This window comes from Delftia sp. Lp-1, assembly GCF_020523835.1.
Lineage (GTDB): Bacteria > Pseudomonadota > Gammaproteobacteria > Burkholderiales > Burkholderiaceae_C > Comamonas > Comamonas acidovorans.
In genome coordinates this window covers 125,792-140,296 of the sequence record NZ_JAJALJ010000004.1, presented here as the reverse complement: position 1 = coordinate 140,296, position 14,505 = coordinate 125,792, and the positions used below count along the sequence as shown (strand labels likewise).

Below are 14,505 nucleotides of genomic sequence, written 5' to 3'. Positions count from 1 at the left end.
AGGCGATTTCCATTGGGCGCAGGCACTGCATCCCGGCGGCTCAAGCCTGCCCGTAACCCCAGGCCGTCTTGCGGGCCTATCGCGCGTGCAACACGCCGTAAATGAGAACAATTTAGAATTTCTCGCTGATTGGCGCCTTCCCTCGACAAGTCCCGGCCAACGCCGCCCGGGGCCGATGCACAGGTGCCGCGCACTTTCATCTCTGCCCGCCTGCCTTCCATGCACCGTTCTGTCCTGATGTTCCGTTGCGCACCGCAATGGATTTCCGACCGACGTCGCCTGCTCGCCTGCTCCCCATGACTTTCAAGAAAATCTGGTTCCAGTTGCACTGGTTCGTCGGCATTACGGCCGGTACGGTGCTCATCGTCATCGGGCTGTCGGGCGCGGTGTTCTCGTTCCACGAGGAGATCCTGGGCTGGTTGAATCCCGGCACTGCCTCCGTGCCCGCGCGCGATGCCGCGCCGCTGGCGCCGCCGCAGATTGCGCAGGCGCTGCACGAGGCCGGCGAGCAGCGCGTGGTCCAACGCATCACCGTCTTTGCCGAGCCCGGCCGCTCGGCCCAGGTGGCCTTCAAGCCGCCGGCCGGCCAGCGCCGGGGCCAGACGGTCTTTGTCGATCCCTACACGGGCGCGCAGCTGCCTGAGCAGCACGGCACGGAGTTTTTCGAATGGGTGGAGCGCCTGCACCGCTGGCTGCTGCTGTCGCGCGATGACGGCAAGCCCATCACCGGCACGCTGGCCGGCCTGTTGCTGATGCTGTCGCTGTCGGGCCTGTACCTGCGATGGCCGCGCCGGCCGCTGTCATGGCGCACCTGGCTGACCTTCGATCCGGCGCTCAAGGGCCGCTCCTTTCTCTGGGGCCTGCACTCGGTGGCGGGCACCTGGGCCCTGGTGGCCTATGTGGTGTTCACCTGCACTGGCATGTATTGGGCCTTTGGCGTGGTGCGCAGCACGGTGGACGGCTGGGCCGGCGTGCCGCCGCGTGTGGCCGCTCCCGCGGCGCCGTCCTCGAAACCCGGTGGCGGCCGGCCTGAGCCGGCTGGCGCCCAGCAGCCCATCGACATCGCGCCTGGCTGGTCCGCCTTCGAGCGCATCGCCCATGGCTGGCAGTTCGCCCAGCTGCGCCTGCCCGAGCGCGCGGGCCAGCCCCTGCAGATCAGCTGGCTGGATGCCGATGCCGCCCATGAGCGCGCGCGCAACCAGATGGCCCTGCTGCCCGACGGCGCCGTGCAGCGCGACGAGCGCTATGCCGACCTGCCCACGGGCCGCCGCGCCGTGGGCGCCATCTACCCGCTGCACATGGGCACCTATTTCGGCATGCCGGGGCGCATCTTCATGACGCTGGCCTCGCTGATCATGCCCCTGTTCGCCATCACGGGCTGGATGCTCTACCTGGACCGCCGGCGCAAGGCGCGCGCCCTGGCCAAGGAGCGCCAGGCGCTCATGAAGGAGCAGCCACAGTCCGTGCTTGCGGGCCAGGACACCGTGCTGGTCGCCTTTGCCAGCCAGGCCGGCCGCGCCGAGCGCCTGGCCGTGGCCACCGTGGCCGCGCTGCGCGGCGCAGGCATGGCGGCCAGCCTGCAATCCGTGGCGGCGCTGGACGCCGAGCAACTGCGCCACCACCGGCGCGTGCTCTTCGTGGCCAGCACTTTCGGCGAAGGTGACCCGCCTGATGCCGCGCGCCGCTTTGCGCGCCTGCTGGGCGCGGCCTCGGGCTCGGCCCTGCCGCACCTGCAATACGGCCTGCTGGCGCTGGGCGACCGGCAGTACGCGGCCTTCTGCGGCTTTGGCCATGCACTGGACCACCAACTGCGCCGCCTGGGCGCACAGCCCGTGTTTCCGCTGATCGAGATGGATGGCGAGCAACCCCAGGCCTGGAATGCCTGGCAGCAGGCGCTGGCCGGACATTTCGGGGCCTTGCCGCCTGCATCGGATGCGCTGCCTGCGTCTGCTGCAGGCCCGCTGGCCGATGCCACGGCCTTTGCCGCATGGCCGTTGCAGGCGCGCAGCCTGTGCAATGCGGGCAGCCAGGGCGCCGGTCTCTACGTGCTGGAACTGTCGCCGCCCGAAGGCGTGGCCCCGCTGTGGCGGGCTGGTGCGCTGGCCGAGGTGCTGCCACGCCATGGCGCAGCCACCGTGCAGGCCTGGCTGGCCGCACAGGAATGCGACGGTTCGGCCCCCGTGCAATGGCGCCAGCAGACCTGCACGCTGGGTGAGGCGCTGGCCGCCAGCGTGCTGCCGGCTCCGGGCGACATCGCCCCCGGCACCGCGCCCCAGGCCGTGGCCGATGCGCTGCGGCCCCTGCTGCCGCGCAGCTACTCGGTCGCCTCGCTGCCGCAGGACGGCCATGTGCGGCTGCTGGTGCGCCAGGCCCGCCATGACGGCGGCCTGGGCGTGGCGTCGGGCTGGCTGACGGCGCATGCGGCCAAGGGCACCTCCGTGGCCATGAGACTGGTGGAAAACCGCGCCTTCGAGCCGCGTGAAGAGGCAGATGCCGAGCCCGATGCGCCGGCCATCTTCATCGGCAACGGCTCCGGCTATGCCGGCCTGCGCGGCCACCTGCTGGCGCGCATGCACGCAGGCCGCCACCGCAACTGGCTGCTGTTCGGCGAACGCCAGCGGGCCCATGACGGGTACTGCGAGGCCGAGGTCTCCGGCTGGCTGGCCGCCGGCAAGCTGGAGCGTGCCGACTTCATCTACTCCCGCGACCAGGCCCGGCGCCGCTACGTGCAGGACGCCCTGCGCGAAGCCGCCGAACCCCTGCGCGACTGGATCGCCGACGGCGCCGTGCTCTACGTCTGCGGCAGCGCCGACGGCATGGCCGCAGGCGTCGATGCCGCGCTGGCCGACATCCTGGGCGCTACGGCCGTCGAAGACCTGATCGTCGAAGGCCGTTACCGCAGGGATGTGTACTGAGGTGAAGCGCCGCGTCTTAATGCACAGCGCATGAAACCGGCGCGGCCCAAGTCAGGGACACCGAGGAAGGGCCTACGCCGGCCGCGCCGCCCCGCACCGAGGGTGTCGTCCCCCTCCCCGCGAAGCGGGTAGAGAGGCGCCGTGCCACGGGGGAAGGCGCGTAAGCGCCTCAGGGGGTGATGTACTTCTCTTTCCCGAGATTGAGCATCAACCGGTTCGCCCAGCCGAACAGCGCGGCCGAATGCAGCATGTCCAGGATTTCCTGGTCCGTGAGGCCGGCATCGCGCAGCGGCTGCAGCTGGGCTGCGCCAAAGCTGCCCGGCGCGCGCGTCAGCGCCAGCGAGGACTGGATGATGGCGCGTTCGCGCGCATTGGTGCCGGCCGTGTCCGGGTCGTCGAACATCTGGGCCATGACATCGTTGCGCTTGGCCAGCTGCTCGAAGCGCTGGGCGTGGACCGATGCGCAGTACACGCAGCCGTTGGAGCGCGACACGGCCGTGGCCGCCACCTCGCGCTCGGCGCGCGACAGGCCGCCGGGCGCGTACATGATGGCGTTGAAGGCCTGCGAGCGCTCCGACAGCACGCGCGGCTGGCGGGCCAGCAGCAGGTAGAAGTCCGACGTGCGCGCCTTGGGGTGGCTCAGGTCCAGCACGGCCTGCTGCTCGGCCGTGGCCGTGGCGGGGTCGAGCACGGGCAGCCAGGACGTCCAGTCCAGCGTCTCGCTGGTGTAGCCGTTGCGGCGCAGCGGCTCGCCCGGTGGCGGCAGGTTGGCGGGGTGCACGAAGGGTGCGGCGGCGGCTTCGGCAGCCGGTGCGCTGGCCTGGCCGCCCAGCGCGTCCATGGCTTGCACGCCCGCGAACAGGCGCAATTGGTAGGCGATGAAACCCACCAGCTGGGCCACCAGCACGGTGTCGTCGATGGACAGGCCGGACTCGGGCATGGCCAGCAGGGCCGCGCGGTCGCTCTCGGCCGGGTGCAGGGCCAGGGTGCGCACAAAGTGCAGGGCCGCATCCAGGCGGGCGTTGCCGGTCTGGGCGCCGGGCTGGGTCAGCACGGTGTGCAGCGCGGGCGTCAGGGCATCGCCCAGGGATTCGGCACGCTGGCGGTATTCATCGGCCAGGGCCTGCACGCCGCTGACGCGGCATTGCTCGCTGGCCAGCACCAGGCGCTCGGCGCGCGACAGGCTGTCGGCCAGGCCGTCGCCCAGCAGCAGGTCCTCGCAGGCCTGGGTGGCAATGGCCACCTTGTCGCGCTGGCGGCGCGTGGCGAAAACGGGGGACTGGTCGGTCAGGCCGGCCAGGCGGTCGATGGTGTCGTTGGCGGTGGTCATGGGTATCTCAGGTCTTGTCTGCCAGGGCCCGCACGCGGGCTTCGGGGTCGGCGGGCGTCCATTCGCTGCCGTCGAGCTCGGGCTCGGAATAGGACTGCAGCTGGGCGTAGTGGTGTTCCAGGTCCTCGCGGTAGAACAGCGAGGCCAGGCCCTGGGCCAGCTTGCGCGCGCCGTCGCTGATGGCGGGGATATCGCCCGACACCGTGCCGTGCGACAGCGCGGCCGGATAGCAAAAGCAGTGCACATGGTCCAGGCCTGGCAGGGCGCCGGGCGTCTTTTCCTGGAACTCGAACAGCGGGCCCAGGTCGGGCGAGTCCGACAGTTCCTGGTCCTCGGCACCCGCCTCGGGCACGAAGCGGTCGCTCCAGATGCGCACATGGGGCGCCAGGTCGGCGAACTCGGGGCGCTGGCGCCAGTCGATGGCAAAGCCGGTGGAGACGATCAGGAAGTCCAGCACGAACACGCCGCGCGGCGTGTCCACGCGCAGCCGGTCTCCGTCCTGCTCCACCTTCTGCACGGCGCAGCCCAGGTTGAAGTGGGCGTTGGCATGGCGCGAGACGCGCAGCGTGCTGCCGTGCGGAGGTGGCACCTGCTGCACGTTGATGTAGTGGCGTATGCGCCATTTCCAGGCGTCGGGCAGCAGGAACTGGCCGTGCGTGAGGCCGGGCGTGCCCGAGCCCTTGGATTTGTTGATGCGCGGCAGGTCGCTGCGGCGCACCAGCAGGTCCACGCTGGCGGCGCCGTTCTCCAGCGCGGTGGCCGCGCTGTCCATGGCCGACGAGCCCGCGCCCACCACGCCCACGTGCAGGCCGGCCAGGCGGCGGTAGTCGAGCACGTCGGAGGAATGCGCCCAGCGGCTGCGGTCCACGCCCTGCATGAAGGCGGGGATCTGCGGGCCGCCCAGGCCGTCGCGGCCCGTGGCCAGCACCACGCGGCGTGCCAGCCAGGTGCGCGAGGCGCCATCGGCCGTCACATCGACCTCGACCGTGCCGTCGGCCTGCGGGCGGATGGCGGTGACCTGGTGGCCGTTGCGCACGTCGCAGCGCATCACGCGGCGGTACCAGCGCAGGTAGTCCATCCACTGCAGGCGCGGGATCTTGTCCAGCGCGGCCCAGGCTTCGCGGCCCCATTGGGCGATGAACCAGGCGCGAAAGGTCAGCGAGGGCAGGCCCAGCGCGGGGCCGGTCAGCTCCTTGGGCGAGCGCAGGGTTTCCATGCGCGCCGTCGTGGCCCAGGGGCCTTCGAAGTCCAGCGGGGCCTTGTCCAGCAAAACGGCCGCGATGCCCAGCTGGGACAGCGCGGCCGACAGGGCCAGGCCGGCCTGGCCGGCGCCGATGACCAGGACATCGTGCACGGGCTGGCCGTTGCGGGTGGAGGGAGGAATCCAGGCCTTGGCAGGCCAGCCCAGGGCGACGAGGTCGTCGCGCAGGCGTTCTTCAAGGGCAGCCAGGCCCGCAGGGGCCGCGGCTGCCGGTTCGGTCAGGGACATAGACTCACCAGGAACTCACGAGGAAAGGCGCGCCAGCGGGGCAGGGCCTGCGGGCGCGCGCGGCATCAATCGATGCTGATTTTCGCGTCTTTGACCACCTGTGCCCACTTCAGGCGGTCGTTGTGCACGGTTTTCTTGAACTGCTCGGGCGTCTCGATGCGGATGGCATTGCCCTGGGACTCGAAGCGCGCACGCACCTCGGGCAGCTCCAGCACCTCGCGCACGGCCTGGCTGAGCTTGGCCACGATGGCCGGGTCCGTGCCCTTGGGTGCGAAGATGCCGAACCAGATCGAGCTGTCGAAACCCTTGGTGCCCGTCAGGCCGCTGGAGGCGATGGTGGGCACTTCCTTGATGACTTCCACGGGCTTGGCCGTGGTCACGCCCAGCAGGCGCACCTTGCCGCTCTTGTAGTGGGGCAGCACGGTCTGGACCTGGTTCATGATGCAGCAGGTCTCGCCGCGCAGCACCGAGGTGATGGCCTCGGGGCCGCCCTTGTAGGGCACATGGACCATGTTCAGGCCCAGGCGCGCATTGAACTCGGCAAAGGCCATGTGCGTGCCCGCGCCGTTGCCCGTGGAGGCGTAGTTGTACTTGCCGGGGTTGGCCTTGATCTCGTCCACGAACTCCTTGAGGTTCTTGACGTTGATCACGTTGGGATTGATGGTCAGCACGTTGGACACATCGATCAGCGGCGCCACCGGCACGAAGTCGGTTTCCACGTCAAACGGCAGCTTCTTGTAAAGCGCGGCATTGCTTCCGTGCGTGGCGGCCGTGCCGAAGGCCAGCGTGTAGCCGTCCGGCTTGGCGCGCGCCACGATCTCACTGGCGATGTTGCCGGCCGCTCCCGACTTGTAGTCAATGATGAGCGGCTGGCCCAGGCGCTGGGACAGCGGCTCCTGCACGCCGCGCGCGATCACGTCCACGCCCGAGCCTGCCGGGAAGCCCAGGATCATGGTCACGGGCTGGTGCGGCCACGAAGCCGCCGAATCGGCTGCCACCGCTGCGGTGGAGCCGAAGACGGCCAGGGCCGCGGCGGCGGCGGGAATCCAGGAGCGGAAAAACGAGGGGCGCATGGTGTGCAGGGAAATCCGGTGAATCAATTCCCATATTTTCCTGAGAACTTAATGAGCCACTTTTATATGCATATGTTGGTATGAAGCCAGTGTGGGCATGCCCGGGGCTGCCAGCAAAAAGCCCGCCGATGGGGCGGGCTTCATGCCGGGCGCAAGCGTCCATCAATGGCGGTAGGGGTTGTTGGGGCGGCGGTCATGGCGGTCCGGCACGCCGTCGCGGTCACGGTCCCAGCGGCCGGGTGCGTAGCCCCAGCGGCCGCCCTGCTGCGACCACGCGGGCTGACGGTACACATAGCCGGGACGCGCCTTGACCCAGTGGCCGGCCACCCAGGCATGGCGGTGGCCCTGCGGGCGCCAGTAGCCGGGTGCCCAGACGTAGCCGCGGCGCGGTGCAGGAACCGCCTCGTAGCGCACGGGAGGCGGCGCGCCGAACTGGACCGAGATGGCGGCGCCCGGCGCCGCATAGGTCACGTTGGCCTGGGCCTGCGCGGTGCCGGCCCATCCGGCCAGGGCCAGGGTGGCGGCGATCAGCGGTGTGCGAAGGGAAATCATGGCGGCTCCTTGTCCTTGGTTCATCGGGCTGGAGTCCTGGTGAAAGGAATCCATGACTGCATGGTGCAGGTCCATCGTCAATCCCGGGTTGCCGCGCCGCGAAGTCTTGCAATCTTGTGTATCGCCTTGGTGAAGCCTTGTTGCCAGGCGCTGCAGCGCAGGCTGCCGTCCTGCAGCCGCCGTCAGACAGTGCCTCTCCGAAGCGCCGTGAACGCCGTGAATTCCCAGCTGCGCATGGCCAGCACCAGGGTGTAGCCCTCGCGCTGGCCCGGCGGCAGGCGCTGGTCCTGCAGGTGCTGCTGGGAAAAGTCATGGGCCAGCCGCTGTATGCGTTCCACGAAGCTGGGCGCCAGATGCCGGCCGATGGAGCCGTGCACCATCAGCATGCCTTCGCCTGGCTGGTCGAAGCCGCCGCCGAAATAGTCGAGCACGGCGTTCTCGCGGAAGTACTCCATCACCGGCCCGCGTGCGCGCCAGCGGAAGGTCTTGGCCAGGCGCAGCCGGTAGCGGTTGCCGGGGCGCAGCTCGATGATGCCGATGCGGTCCAGCTGGGCCAGGTAGCGGATGCCTTCGGCCTCGGTCATGCGGTAGGTGGCCACGATCTGCTCCAGCGTCCACTGGCTGAGCACGCAGATGGCCATCAGCAGCAGCTTGCGGTCGGCGACCACGGCGTTCTCCTGCTCGGGCGTCATCTCCTGCAGCAGTGGCTGGCTGTCGGCCACGCGGCGCGCCAGGTCGGCGAAGTCCAGGCTCAGCGCGCGGCAGATGGCATCGATGCGCGACAGCGGCATGTCGCCCTTGGCCAGCATGCGCTTGACGCTGGACTCGGCCATGCCCAGGGCGCGCGCCAGGTCGGCATAGGTCATCTGGGCGGCCTTGAGTTCCTTCTTGAGGGCGATGACGAGGTCGGCAGTGGTGCTCATGGGTAGCGATTATCGATACCCGAGGTGCTGGTTTGCGCGGCGGGTGCAGAAAAACGATGCTGGAAGGGCCGACGGCTCGCCACACTCCGCCCCACTTTCCACGAGGAGCAACACATGCCATCCGTATCGATTTCACCGGCCGCCGCCCTGCGCGCGCTGTACTGGGGTGCTGCCCTGCTGCTGCTGGCCGCCTGCCTTGGCCCCGCCGTGCCGCAGCCGCAGGACTTTCACGCATTTGCCGACCAGCGCGCCTGGGGGGCGCTGCCCCATGCGCTGGATGTGCTCAGCAACCTGGGCTTTGCCTGGGCCGCCGTGGCGGGCGCGCACCTGCTGCTGGACCGGCGTAGCCAGGCGCTGGCGCCGGCCCTGCGCTGGCTGGCCGCGCTGTTCTTCACGGGGCTGGCGTGTTCGGCCATAGGTTCGTCCGTCTACCACTGGGCACCCCACGATGCCACCCTGGCCGGCGACCGGCTGGGCATGTCCATGGCCTTTGCCGGCATGCTGGGGCTGGCACTGCAATCGCGCATTGCCGACCGCGTGGCCGTGCGCGCCGCAGTGGCCATGCTGGTCGCCGCCGTGGCCTCGGTGCTGGTCTGGCTGCACGGCGGCAACCTGCTTCCCTGGGCGCTGGTGCAGGGCGGCGGCATGCTGGCGGTGCTGGGCCTGGCCTGCGTGGCGCCGCGCCATGGCGCGCTGGCGCTGCGCCTGGGCGTGGTGATTGCCTGGTATGGCGCGGCCAAGCTGCTGGAGTGGGGTGATGCGGCCGTCTTCGAGGCCACGGCCGGGCTGGTGTCCGGCCACAGCCTCAAGCATGTGGTGGCGGCCGCCGCCGCCCTGCCCGTGATCGCCGCGCTGCGTGCGGCCGGCACGGCGCGCATGACCAGTACGGGCACAATGTGCGCCGATGCGTGCGGCCACGGCGGCGCCACCAACCGTTGAGGGAAGACAAGATGTTCCAGCAAGAGACCGGCAGCCCGTCTGCCCCCACCGCAACGGCCGGCGCCGTGCCATCGGCCGCGCACGAGCACCCCAACCAGTTCGCCCTGCTGGGCCAGCGGCGCTTTGCGCCGTTCTTCTGGACGCAGTTCTCCGGGGCGGCCAACGACAACCTGTTCAAGTTCGCGCTCACCGTGATGGTGACCTACCAGCTCAGCGTCTCCTGGCTGCCTTCGGCCATGGCGGGGCTGGTGATCGGGGCGCTGTTCATCCTGCCGTTCCTGCTGTTCTCGGCCACCTCGGGCCAGCTGACGGACAAGTGGGACAAGACCCGCATGTTCCGCCTGGTCAAGAACCTGGAAATCGCCATCATGGCGCTGGCCGCCTGGGGCTTCATCCAGGCCAATGTGCCGCTGCTGCTGGGCTGCGTCTTCCTGATGGGCCTGCACTCCACGCTGTTCGGCCCCGTGAAATTTGCCTACCTGCCCCAGGTGCTCAGCGAGCGCGAGCTGACGGGGGGCAACGGCATGGTGGAGATGGGCACCTTCGTGGCCATCCTGCTGGGCAACGTGGCAGGCGGCCTGCTGGTGGCCGTGCCCGAGGTGGGGCATATGCAGGTGGCCGTGGCCTGCCTGGCGCTGGCGGTGATCGGGCGGATCTTTGCGCAGTTCATCCCCAATGCGCCGGCCACCGACCCGCACCTGGTCATCAACTGGAACCCCTTCACCGAAACCTGGCGCAACCTGCAACTGGCCCGCGAGCAGCCCGCCGTGTTCCGCTCGCTGCTGGGCATCAGCTGGATGTGGTTCTTCGGCGCCGTGTTCCTGGCCCAGTTCCCCAGCTTTGCCAAGGAGGTGCTGCATGGCGACGAGCATGTGGCCTCGCTGCTGCTGGTGGTGTTTTCCGTGGGCATTGGTACGGGCTCGCTGCTGTGCGAGGTGTTCAGCCGCCGCCATGTGGAGATCGGCCTGGTGCCGCTGGGCGCCATCGGCATGAGCGTGTTCGCCGTGGACCTGTTCTTTGCCTCGCGCGCGCTGCCTGCCTCCGAGCTGATGGGCGTGGGTGCCTTTTTTGCCCAGCCCGCGCACTGGCGTGTGATGGCCGACCTGGGCATGCTGGCCCTGTCGGCCGGCATCTACAGCGTGCCCATGTACGCGCTGATCCAGATGCGCAGCCAGCCCACGCACCGCGCGCGGATCATCGCGGCCAACAACATCCTCAACGCGCTGTTCATGATCGCCTCCAGCGTGCTGGCCGGCGCGCTGCTGGCGGCGGGCTTCAGCATTCCCCAGGTGTTCCTGATCACGGGCATTGCCAATGCCGTGGTGGCGGCCTACATCTTTTTGCTGGTGCCCGAGTACCTGCTGCGCTTCGTGGCCTGGGTGGTCTCGCGCTTCGTGTACCGCTTCAAGGTGCAGGGCGACGAGCACATTCCGGCCACCGGCGCGGCCATCCTGGCCTGCAACCATGTGAGCTTTGTCGATGCCGTGCTGCTCATGGCCGCCAGCCCCCGGCCCATCTACTTTCTGATGGACCACCGCATCTTCCGCGTGCCCCTGCTGGGCTGGCTGTTCCGCCTGGCCAAGGCCATTCCCGTCGCGCCCCAGAAGGAAGATCCCGCCACCTACGAGGCAGCCTTCGAGCGCGCCGCCCAGGTGCTGCGCGAGGGTGATCTGCTGGCCATCTTCCCCGAGGGCGGCATCACGCGCGACGGGCAGCTGCAGGAGTTCCGTGGCGGCATCATGAAGATCGTCGAGCGCGCCCAGGCCGATGGCCTGCAGGTGCCCGTGGTCCCCATGGCGCTGACCAATCTCTGGGGCTCGTACTTCAGCCGCATCGAGCAGGGCGGCGCCATGGTCCGGCCCTTCCGCCGTGGCCTGTTCAACCGCGTGGGCCTGAACGTGGGCCAGCCCATGGCCCAGGCCGAGGTGCAGCCCGCGCTGCTGCGCGAGCGCGTGCAGCGGCTGCTGGCGGCTTAAGAGGGGTTCTGTTCCTCTACCGTGAAGCTCAGGCCGGCATTGGCCTTGAGCCTGGCGATGAGCGCGTTGCCCATGGCGGGCGCCGTGGTCCAGATGCCGCCGGGCGTGTCCGGAGCGTCCTGCAGCAGGCAGACGGCTGCCTCGGTGATCATCTTGGACGTGGAGCCGTAGCCCGGATCGCGGTCGCCCTTGACGCCCACGCGCAGGCTGTGGCCGGCCGTGTCGGTGCCGATGAACAGCACGTCGTAGAAGCCCGATTCGCGCTCTTCGCGCGATGGCCCCTCGCCAGGCTTGGGGCCGTCGTCCGCGCCCAGCGACTTGTCGGCTGCCACGGCGTTGGCCAGGGCCTCGCCCTTTTCGCCCGCGCCTGTGACCATCATCTCGTCGTAGACAAAGTCGGCGCCATAGGCATGGCCCAGCAGAAAGTTGGAGCGGTGCACGTTGCGCGTGTTGATGGCCGCCATCACGAAGGGTGCCACCCACAGGCCCAGCACCTCGTCCACCATGGGCTTGCTGCCGGACGGTTGGCGCGGGCCCTCGAAGCCCGGCGTGAGCGAGAACGGATTGCGCAGCAGCTCCAGCACGCCCGGCTGGGCGGCGGCCGCCGCCATGGTGGCCTTGAGGCTGGCTGCCGTGCCGCCCGAGAACGTGCCCTTCATCTTGCGCACCCGGCCCCGCACGCGCTGGGCGGGCTGGCCGAAGCGGGCCTGCATCTCTCGCTGCAGCATGAACACGCCCAGGTCGAAGGGAATGGAATCGAAGCCGCAGGAGAACACGATGCGCGCGCCGCTGGCCCGGGCTGCGGCCTCGTGGGCATCGATCATCTGGCGCATCCACGCTGGCTCGCCGCACAGGTCCACATAGTCCACGCCGGCGCTGGCGCAGGCGGCCACGAGTTCGTTGCCGTAGAGCTGGTAGGGGCCGACCGTGGTCAGCACCAGGCGGGTCTGCTCCATCAGCGCCTGCAGGCTTGCGGGATTGCCGGTGTCGGTCACCACCAGCGGGGTATCGGCGGGCGCGCCCAGCTCGTCGCGCACGGCCGCGAGCTTGGCGGCATTGCGCCCGCCCATGGCCCAGCGCAGGCCGCTGCCTGCGGGGTAGCGCCTGAGCAGGTACTCCACCACCAGCCGGCCCGTGAAGCCGGTGGCGCCGTGGACGACGAGGTCAAAGGGTTTGGTCATGGGAGATCTCCATCAATCAGCGTGGCGAACGTGCGATTGCCCGCTGCACTGCAGCCGGGGTGGGCGCATTGTCTGTGGCGCGCCGCAGGGTTCCTGTCGCCCAGGTGCCGTGCCCGATGTCCTGTGTGCTGGTGTCACATGCAGGAACTTTTTGGGGTGTAAACAACAGTCAAAAACTTGAAAAGTACCGTTTGAAGATACTCGATGGCCTGTGTCTGGCCACTGTTACGGTTGAATGCAGACACGCAAGTTACGTCTGGGCACCATGCGTCCCGTGTTCAACCAATGCCCTTGAGGGGCGCCTCGGCAAATGTCCTCTTCTCCCATCGTCGTTCAGCGTGATACCCGGGCCTGGCAACTGCAGGTGTGGGTGTCGTTCGGCATTGCGGTCTCGCTGTGCGCCATCGGCCTGGCATGGCTGCCCGGCGAGCAGCTGGAGCAGGCCTTCATGGTGATGGGCTATGTGTTCTGCCTCTCGGCCGCCTTCGTGCTGGCCAAGTTCGTGCGGGACAACGAGGGCGGCCGCAGCGGCGCAGGCGACACGCCCATGTGGAAGCTGGTGGTCTGGGGCGGCTTTGCCGTGTCCATGGCGCTGACCGGCTGGGGGCTGGTGAGCATGGACATCAACGTGACCTACAAGGCCTTCCTGGGCGTGAGCTGGCTCTATCTCATCACCACCGCCTTCACGCTGGCCAAGATGCTGCGTGACCGCCACGAGGCCGACCTGGCGCAGGCCCGCATGCATGGCCGCCGCGAGGCCGCGCAACCGGTCGACGCCGAGTGATGTCCACCCCTTCCCCGTATTTCCAGGAGTCCAAGCAATGATGGTCAACCAATCCGTTTTCGCGCGCCTGCCGCGTGCCCTGCTGGCCGCTGGTGCGCTGTGCGCAGCCCTGGCCATGGCGCCTGCCCATGCGCAAAGCGAGGCCTCCGTGGCGCTGTCCATGCTGCCCGTGGCCTCCGTCGTGGGTACGGCTTCGGTGGCTTCGACGGCCGCTGGCGCCGTGGTGGCCTTGCCGGCCGCGCTCTCGGTGGGCGGCGCGGTGCTGACCGTGAAGGCGGTGCAGGCCTCGGCCACGGGCACGGTCTATCTGCTCGAGCGTGCCTCCGATGGCGCCCAGGCCAGCGTGGAAGTGGTGGGGCGGGGCGCCTCCGCCTCGGCCTATGCCGTGGGCACGGTGCTGACCTGCAGCGTGATTGGCGCAGGCGTTGTCATCTCGGCGGCCGGCAAGGTGCTGGCCTTCATTCCCAACGAGATGGGCAAGGCCCTGCTGCACAACGAACGCCTGTGATGCCCGCCATGAAACCGTCTCTCTCCCTTTCCCCGGTGGCCCGTGCCGCCTGCCTGGTGCTGCTGCTGGCCGCCGCGCTGGGCACGGCCCATGCAGGGCGCAGCTGCGAGGACAAGCCCCTCACCCCCCAATCCCTGCAAAAGGGCCTGGACCTGGCCCAGCGCACATCCCAGGCGCTGGATGCCGAATATGCGAAGAACGGCACTCGCGTCGTGCTGCTGGCGCGCGTGGGCCAGGACCTGAGCAAGTACGACCTGCACTATTCCCACTACGGCTGGGCCTACAGGACCCCCGAAGGCCCCTGGCGCGTGGCGCACAAGCTCAACGAATGCGGCACGGCCGGCGGCCATGTCTACCGCCAGGGCCTGGGCGAGTTCTTTCTGGACGACCTGTGGCGCTACGAGGCCGGCGTTCAGGTGCCCACGCCCGCCGTGCAGCAGGCGCTGTGGACCTTTCTGACCCAGCCCCAGACCGTGCTGCGCCTGCAGCACGAGCCCTACAGCATGGTCAGCTATGCCTGGGGCCAGCGCTACCAGCAGTCCAACCAGTGGGCCACCGAAACCCTGGCCGCCGCCATGGAGCCGGCCACGGTGCAGCGGCGCGAGCAGGCCCAGGCCTGGCTGCAGTTCAAGGGCTACGAGCCTGGCGTGCTGGTGATTCGTGCGCTGTCGCGGCTGGGCGGGCGCGTGACGGCTGCCAACATCGCCTTCGACGACCATCCCAACGACAAGCGTTATGCCAGCCGCATAGAAACCGTGACCGTGGAATCGGTGACGCAGTGGCTGCAGCGCAGCCAGCTGGCGGGTCCGGTGCGCGTGCTGCCCTGAGCCGGACC

Annotated in this window: 12 protein-coding genes; 6 read left to right on the top strand and 6 right to left on the bottom strand. The window is 69.3% G+C overall.

Annotated features, from left to right (window positions below; genetic code table 11):
* Window positions 1-296 precede the first annotated feature (296 nt).
* Complete coding sequence (locus tag LGR64_RS25815; RefSeq protein ID WP_141832688.1) at window positions 297-2,915, top strand: PepSY domain-containing protein; 2,619 nt, start codon at window positions 297-299, stop codon at window positions 2,913-2,915.
* Between the two features lie 169 nt (window positions 2,916-3,084).
* On the opposite strand, the gene LGR64_RS25810 is transcribed toward LGR64_RS25815, so the two are convergent.
* The 5 genes from LGR64_RS25810 to LGR64_RS25790 form a co-directional block, all read right to left on the bottom strand.
* Window positions 3,085-4,245, bottom strand: coding sequence for a CMD domain-containing protein (locus tag LGR64_RS25810; protein WP_096914266.1), 1,161 nt, complete (start codon window positions 4,243-4,245; stop codon window positions 3,085-3,087).
* A 7-nt stretch (window positions 4,246-4,252) separates the two neighbouring features.
* Window positions 4,253-5,734, bottom strand: coding sequence for a SidA/IucD/PvdA family monooxygenase (locus tag LGR64_RS25805; protein WP_141832686.1), 1,482 nt, complete (start codon window positions 5,732-5,734; stop codon window positions 4,253-4,255).
* Window positions 5,735-5,799: 65 nt separating this feature from the next.
* The gene (locus LGR64_RS25800) at window positions 5,800-6,807 is read right to left on the bottom strand and encodes a Bug family tripartite tricarboxylate transporter substrate binding protein (protein WP_034368821.1); all 1,008 of its coding nucleotides are present in this window, start codon (window positions 6,805-6,807) and stop codon (window positions 5,800-5,802) included.
* Between the two features lie 162 nt (window positions 6,808-6,969).
* Window positions 6,970-7,359: a YXWGXW repeat-containing protein gene (locus tag LGR64_RS25795; RefSeq protein ID WP_141832684.1), complete on the bottom strand. Its 390-nt coding sequence runs from the start codon at window positions 7,357-7,359 to the stop codon at window positions 6,970-6,972.
* Between the two features lie 182 nt (window positions 7,360-7,541).
* Window positions 7,542-8,282, bottom strand: coding sequence for a helix-turn-helix domain-containing protein (locus tag LGR64_RS25790; protein WP_012202467.1), 741 nt, complete (start codon window positions 8,280-8,282; stop codon window positions 7,542-7,544).
* A 114-nt stretch (window positions 8,283-8,396) separates the two neighbouring features.
* Here LGR64_RS25790 and LGR64_RS25785 point away from each other — a divergent pair, with 114 nt between their 5' ends.
* Entirely contained in the window at window positions 8,397-9,221 is an 825-nt protein-coding gene (locus tag LGR64_RS25785) for a hypothetical protein (protein WP_141832682.1), read from the top strand.
* Window positions 9,222-9,232: 11 nt separating this feature from the next.
* Window positions 9,233-11,197: an MFS transporter gene (locus LGR64_RS25780; RefSeq protein ID WP_141832679.1), complete on the top strand. Its 1,965-nt coding sequence runs from the start codon at window positions 9,233-9,235 to the stop codon at window positions 11,195-11,197.
* On the opposite strand, the gene LGR64_RS25775 is transcribed toward LGR64_RS25780, so the two are convergent.
* Window positions 11,194-12,378, bottom strand: coding sequence for a saccharopine dehydrogenase family protein (locus LGR64_RS25775; RefSeq protein ID WP_088166626.1), 1,185 nt, complete (start codon window positions 12,376-12,378; stop codon window positions 11,194-11,196). The two genes, LGR64_RS25780 and LGR64_RS25775, sit on opposite strands and share 4 nt — an antisense overlap.
* Window positions 12,379-12,688: 310 nt before the next feature.
* On the opposite strand from LGR64_RS25775, the gene LGR64_RS25770 reads away from it, so the two are divergent.
* Genes LGR64_RS25770 through LGR64_RS25760 form a run of 3 tightly spaced genes read left to right on the top strand, consistent with a single transcriptional unit; the run spans window position 12,689 to window position 14,497 of the window.
* Complete coding sequence (locus LGR64_RS25770) at window positions 12,689-13,162, top strand: YiaA/YiaB family inner membrane protein (protein ID WP_141832677.1); 474 nt, start codon at window positions 12,689-12,691, stop codon at window positions 13,160-13,162.
* A 37-nt stretch (window positions 13,163-13,199) separates the two neighbouring features.
* On the top strand, window positions 13,200-13,670 hold the full coding sequence (locus LGR64_RS25765; RefSeq protein WP_013800299.1) for a hypothetical protein: 471 nt from the start codon (window positions 13,200-13,202) through the stop codon (window positions 13,668-13,670).
* Window positions 13,671-13,678: 8 nt separating this feature from the next.
* Window positions 13,679-14,497, top strand: coding sequence for a DUF2145 domain-containing protein (locus LGR64_RS25760; RefSeq protein ID WP_185750962.1), 819 nt, complete (start codon window positions 13,679-13,681; stop codon window positions 14,495-14,497).
* Window positions 14,498-14,505 lie beyond the last annotated feature (8 nt).

Excerpts from the sequence above, each read along its gene's own strand:
- LGR64_RS25780 (WP_141832679.1), top strand. The coding sequence starts at position 9,233 with ATGTTCCAGCAAGAGACCGGCAGCCCGTCTGCCCCCACCGCAACGGCC.
- LGR64_RS25810 (WP_096914266.1), bottom strand. The coding sequence starts at position 4,245 with ATGACCACCGCCAACGACACCATCGACCGCCTGGCCGGCCTGACCGAC.
- LGR64_RS25815 (WP_141832688.1), top strand. The coding sequence starts at position 297 with ATGACTTTCAAGAAAATCTGGTTCCAGTTGCACTGGTTCGTCGGCATT.
- LGR64_RS25795 (WP_141832684.1), bottom strand. The coding sequence starts at position 7,359 with ATGATTTCCCTTCGCACACCGCTGATCGCCGCCACCCTGGCCCTGGCC.
- LGR64_RS25765 (WP_013800299.1), top strand. The coding sequence starts at position 13,200 with ATGATGGTCAACCAATCCGTTTTCGCGCGCCTGCCGCGTGCCCTGCTG.
- LGR64_RS25775 (WP_088166626.1), bottom strand. The coding sequence starts at position 12,378 with ATGACCAAACCCTTTGACCTCGTCGTCCACGGCGCCACCGGCTTCACG.
- LGR64_RS25760 (WP_185750962.1), top strand. The coding sequence starts at position 13,679 with ATGAAACCGTCTCTCTCCCTTTCCCCGGTGGCCCGTGCCGCCTGCCTG.
- LGR64_RS25770 (WP_141832677.1), top strand. The coding sequence starts at position 12,689 with ATGTCCTCTTCTCCCATCGTCGTTCAGCGTGATACCCGGGCCTGGCAA.
- LGR64_RS25790 (WP_012202467.1), bottom strand. The coding sequence starts at position 8,282 with ATGAGCACCACTGCCGACCTCGTCATCGCCCTCAAGAAGGAACTCAAG.
- LGR64_RS25800 (WP_034368821.1), bottom strand. The coding sequence starts at position 6,807 with ATGCGCCCCTCGTTTTTCCGCTCCTGGATTCCCGCCGCCGCCGCGGCC.
- LGR64_RS25785 (WP_141832682.1), top strand. The coding sequence starts at position 8,397 with ATGCCATCCGTATCGATTTCACCGGCCGCCGCCCTGCGCGCGCTGTAC.
- LGR64_RS25805 (WP_141832686.1), bottom strand. The coding sequence starts at position 5,734 with ATGTCCCTGACCGAACCGGCAGCCGCGGCCCCTGCGGGCCTGGCTGCC.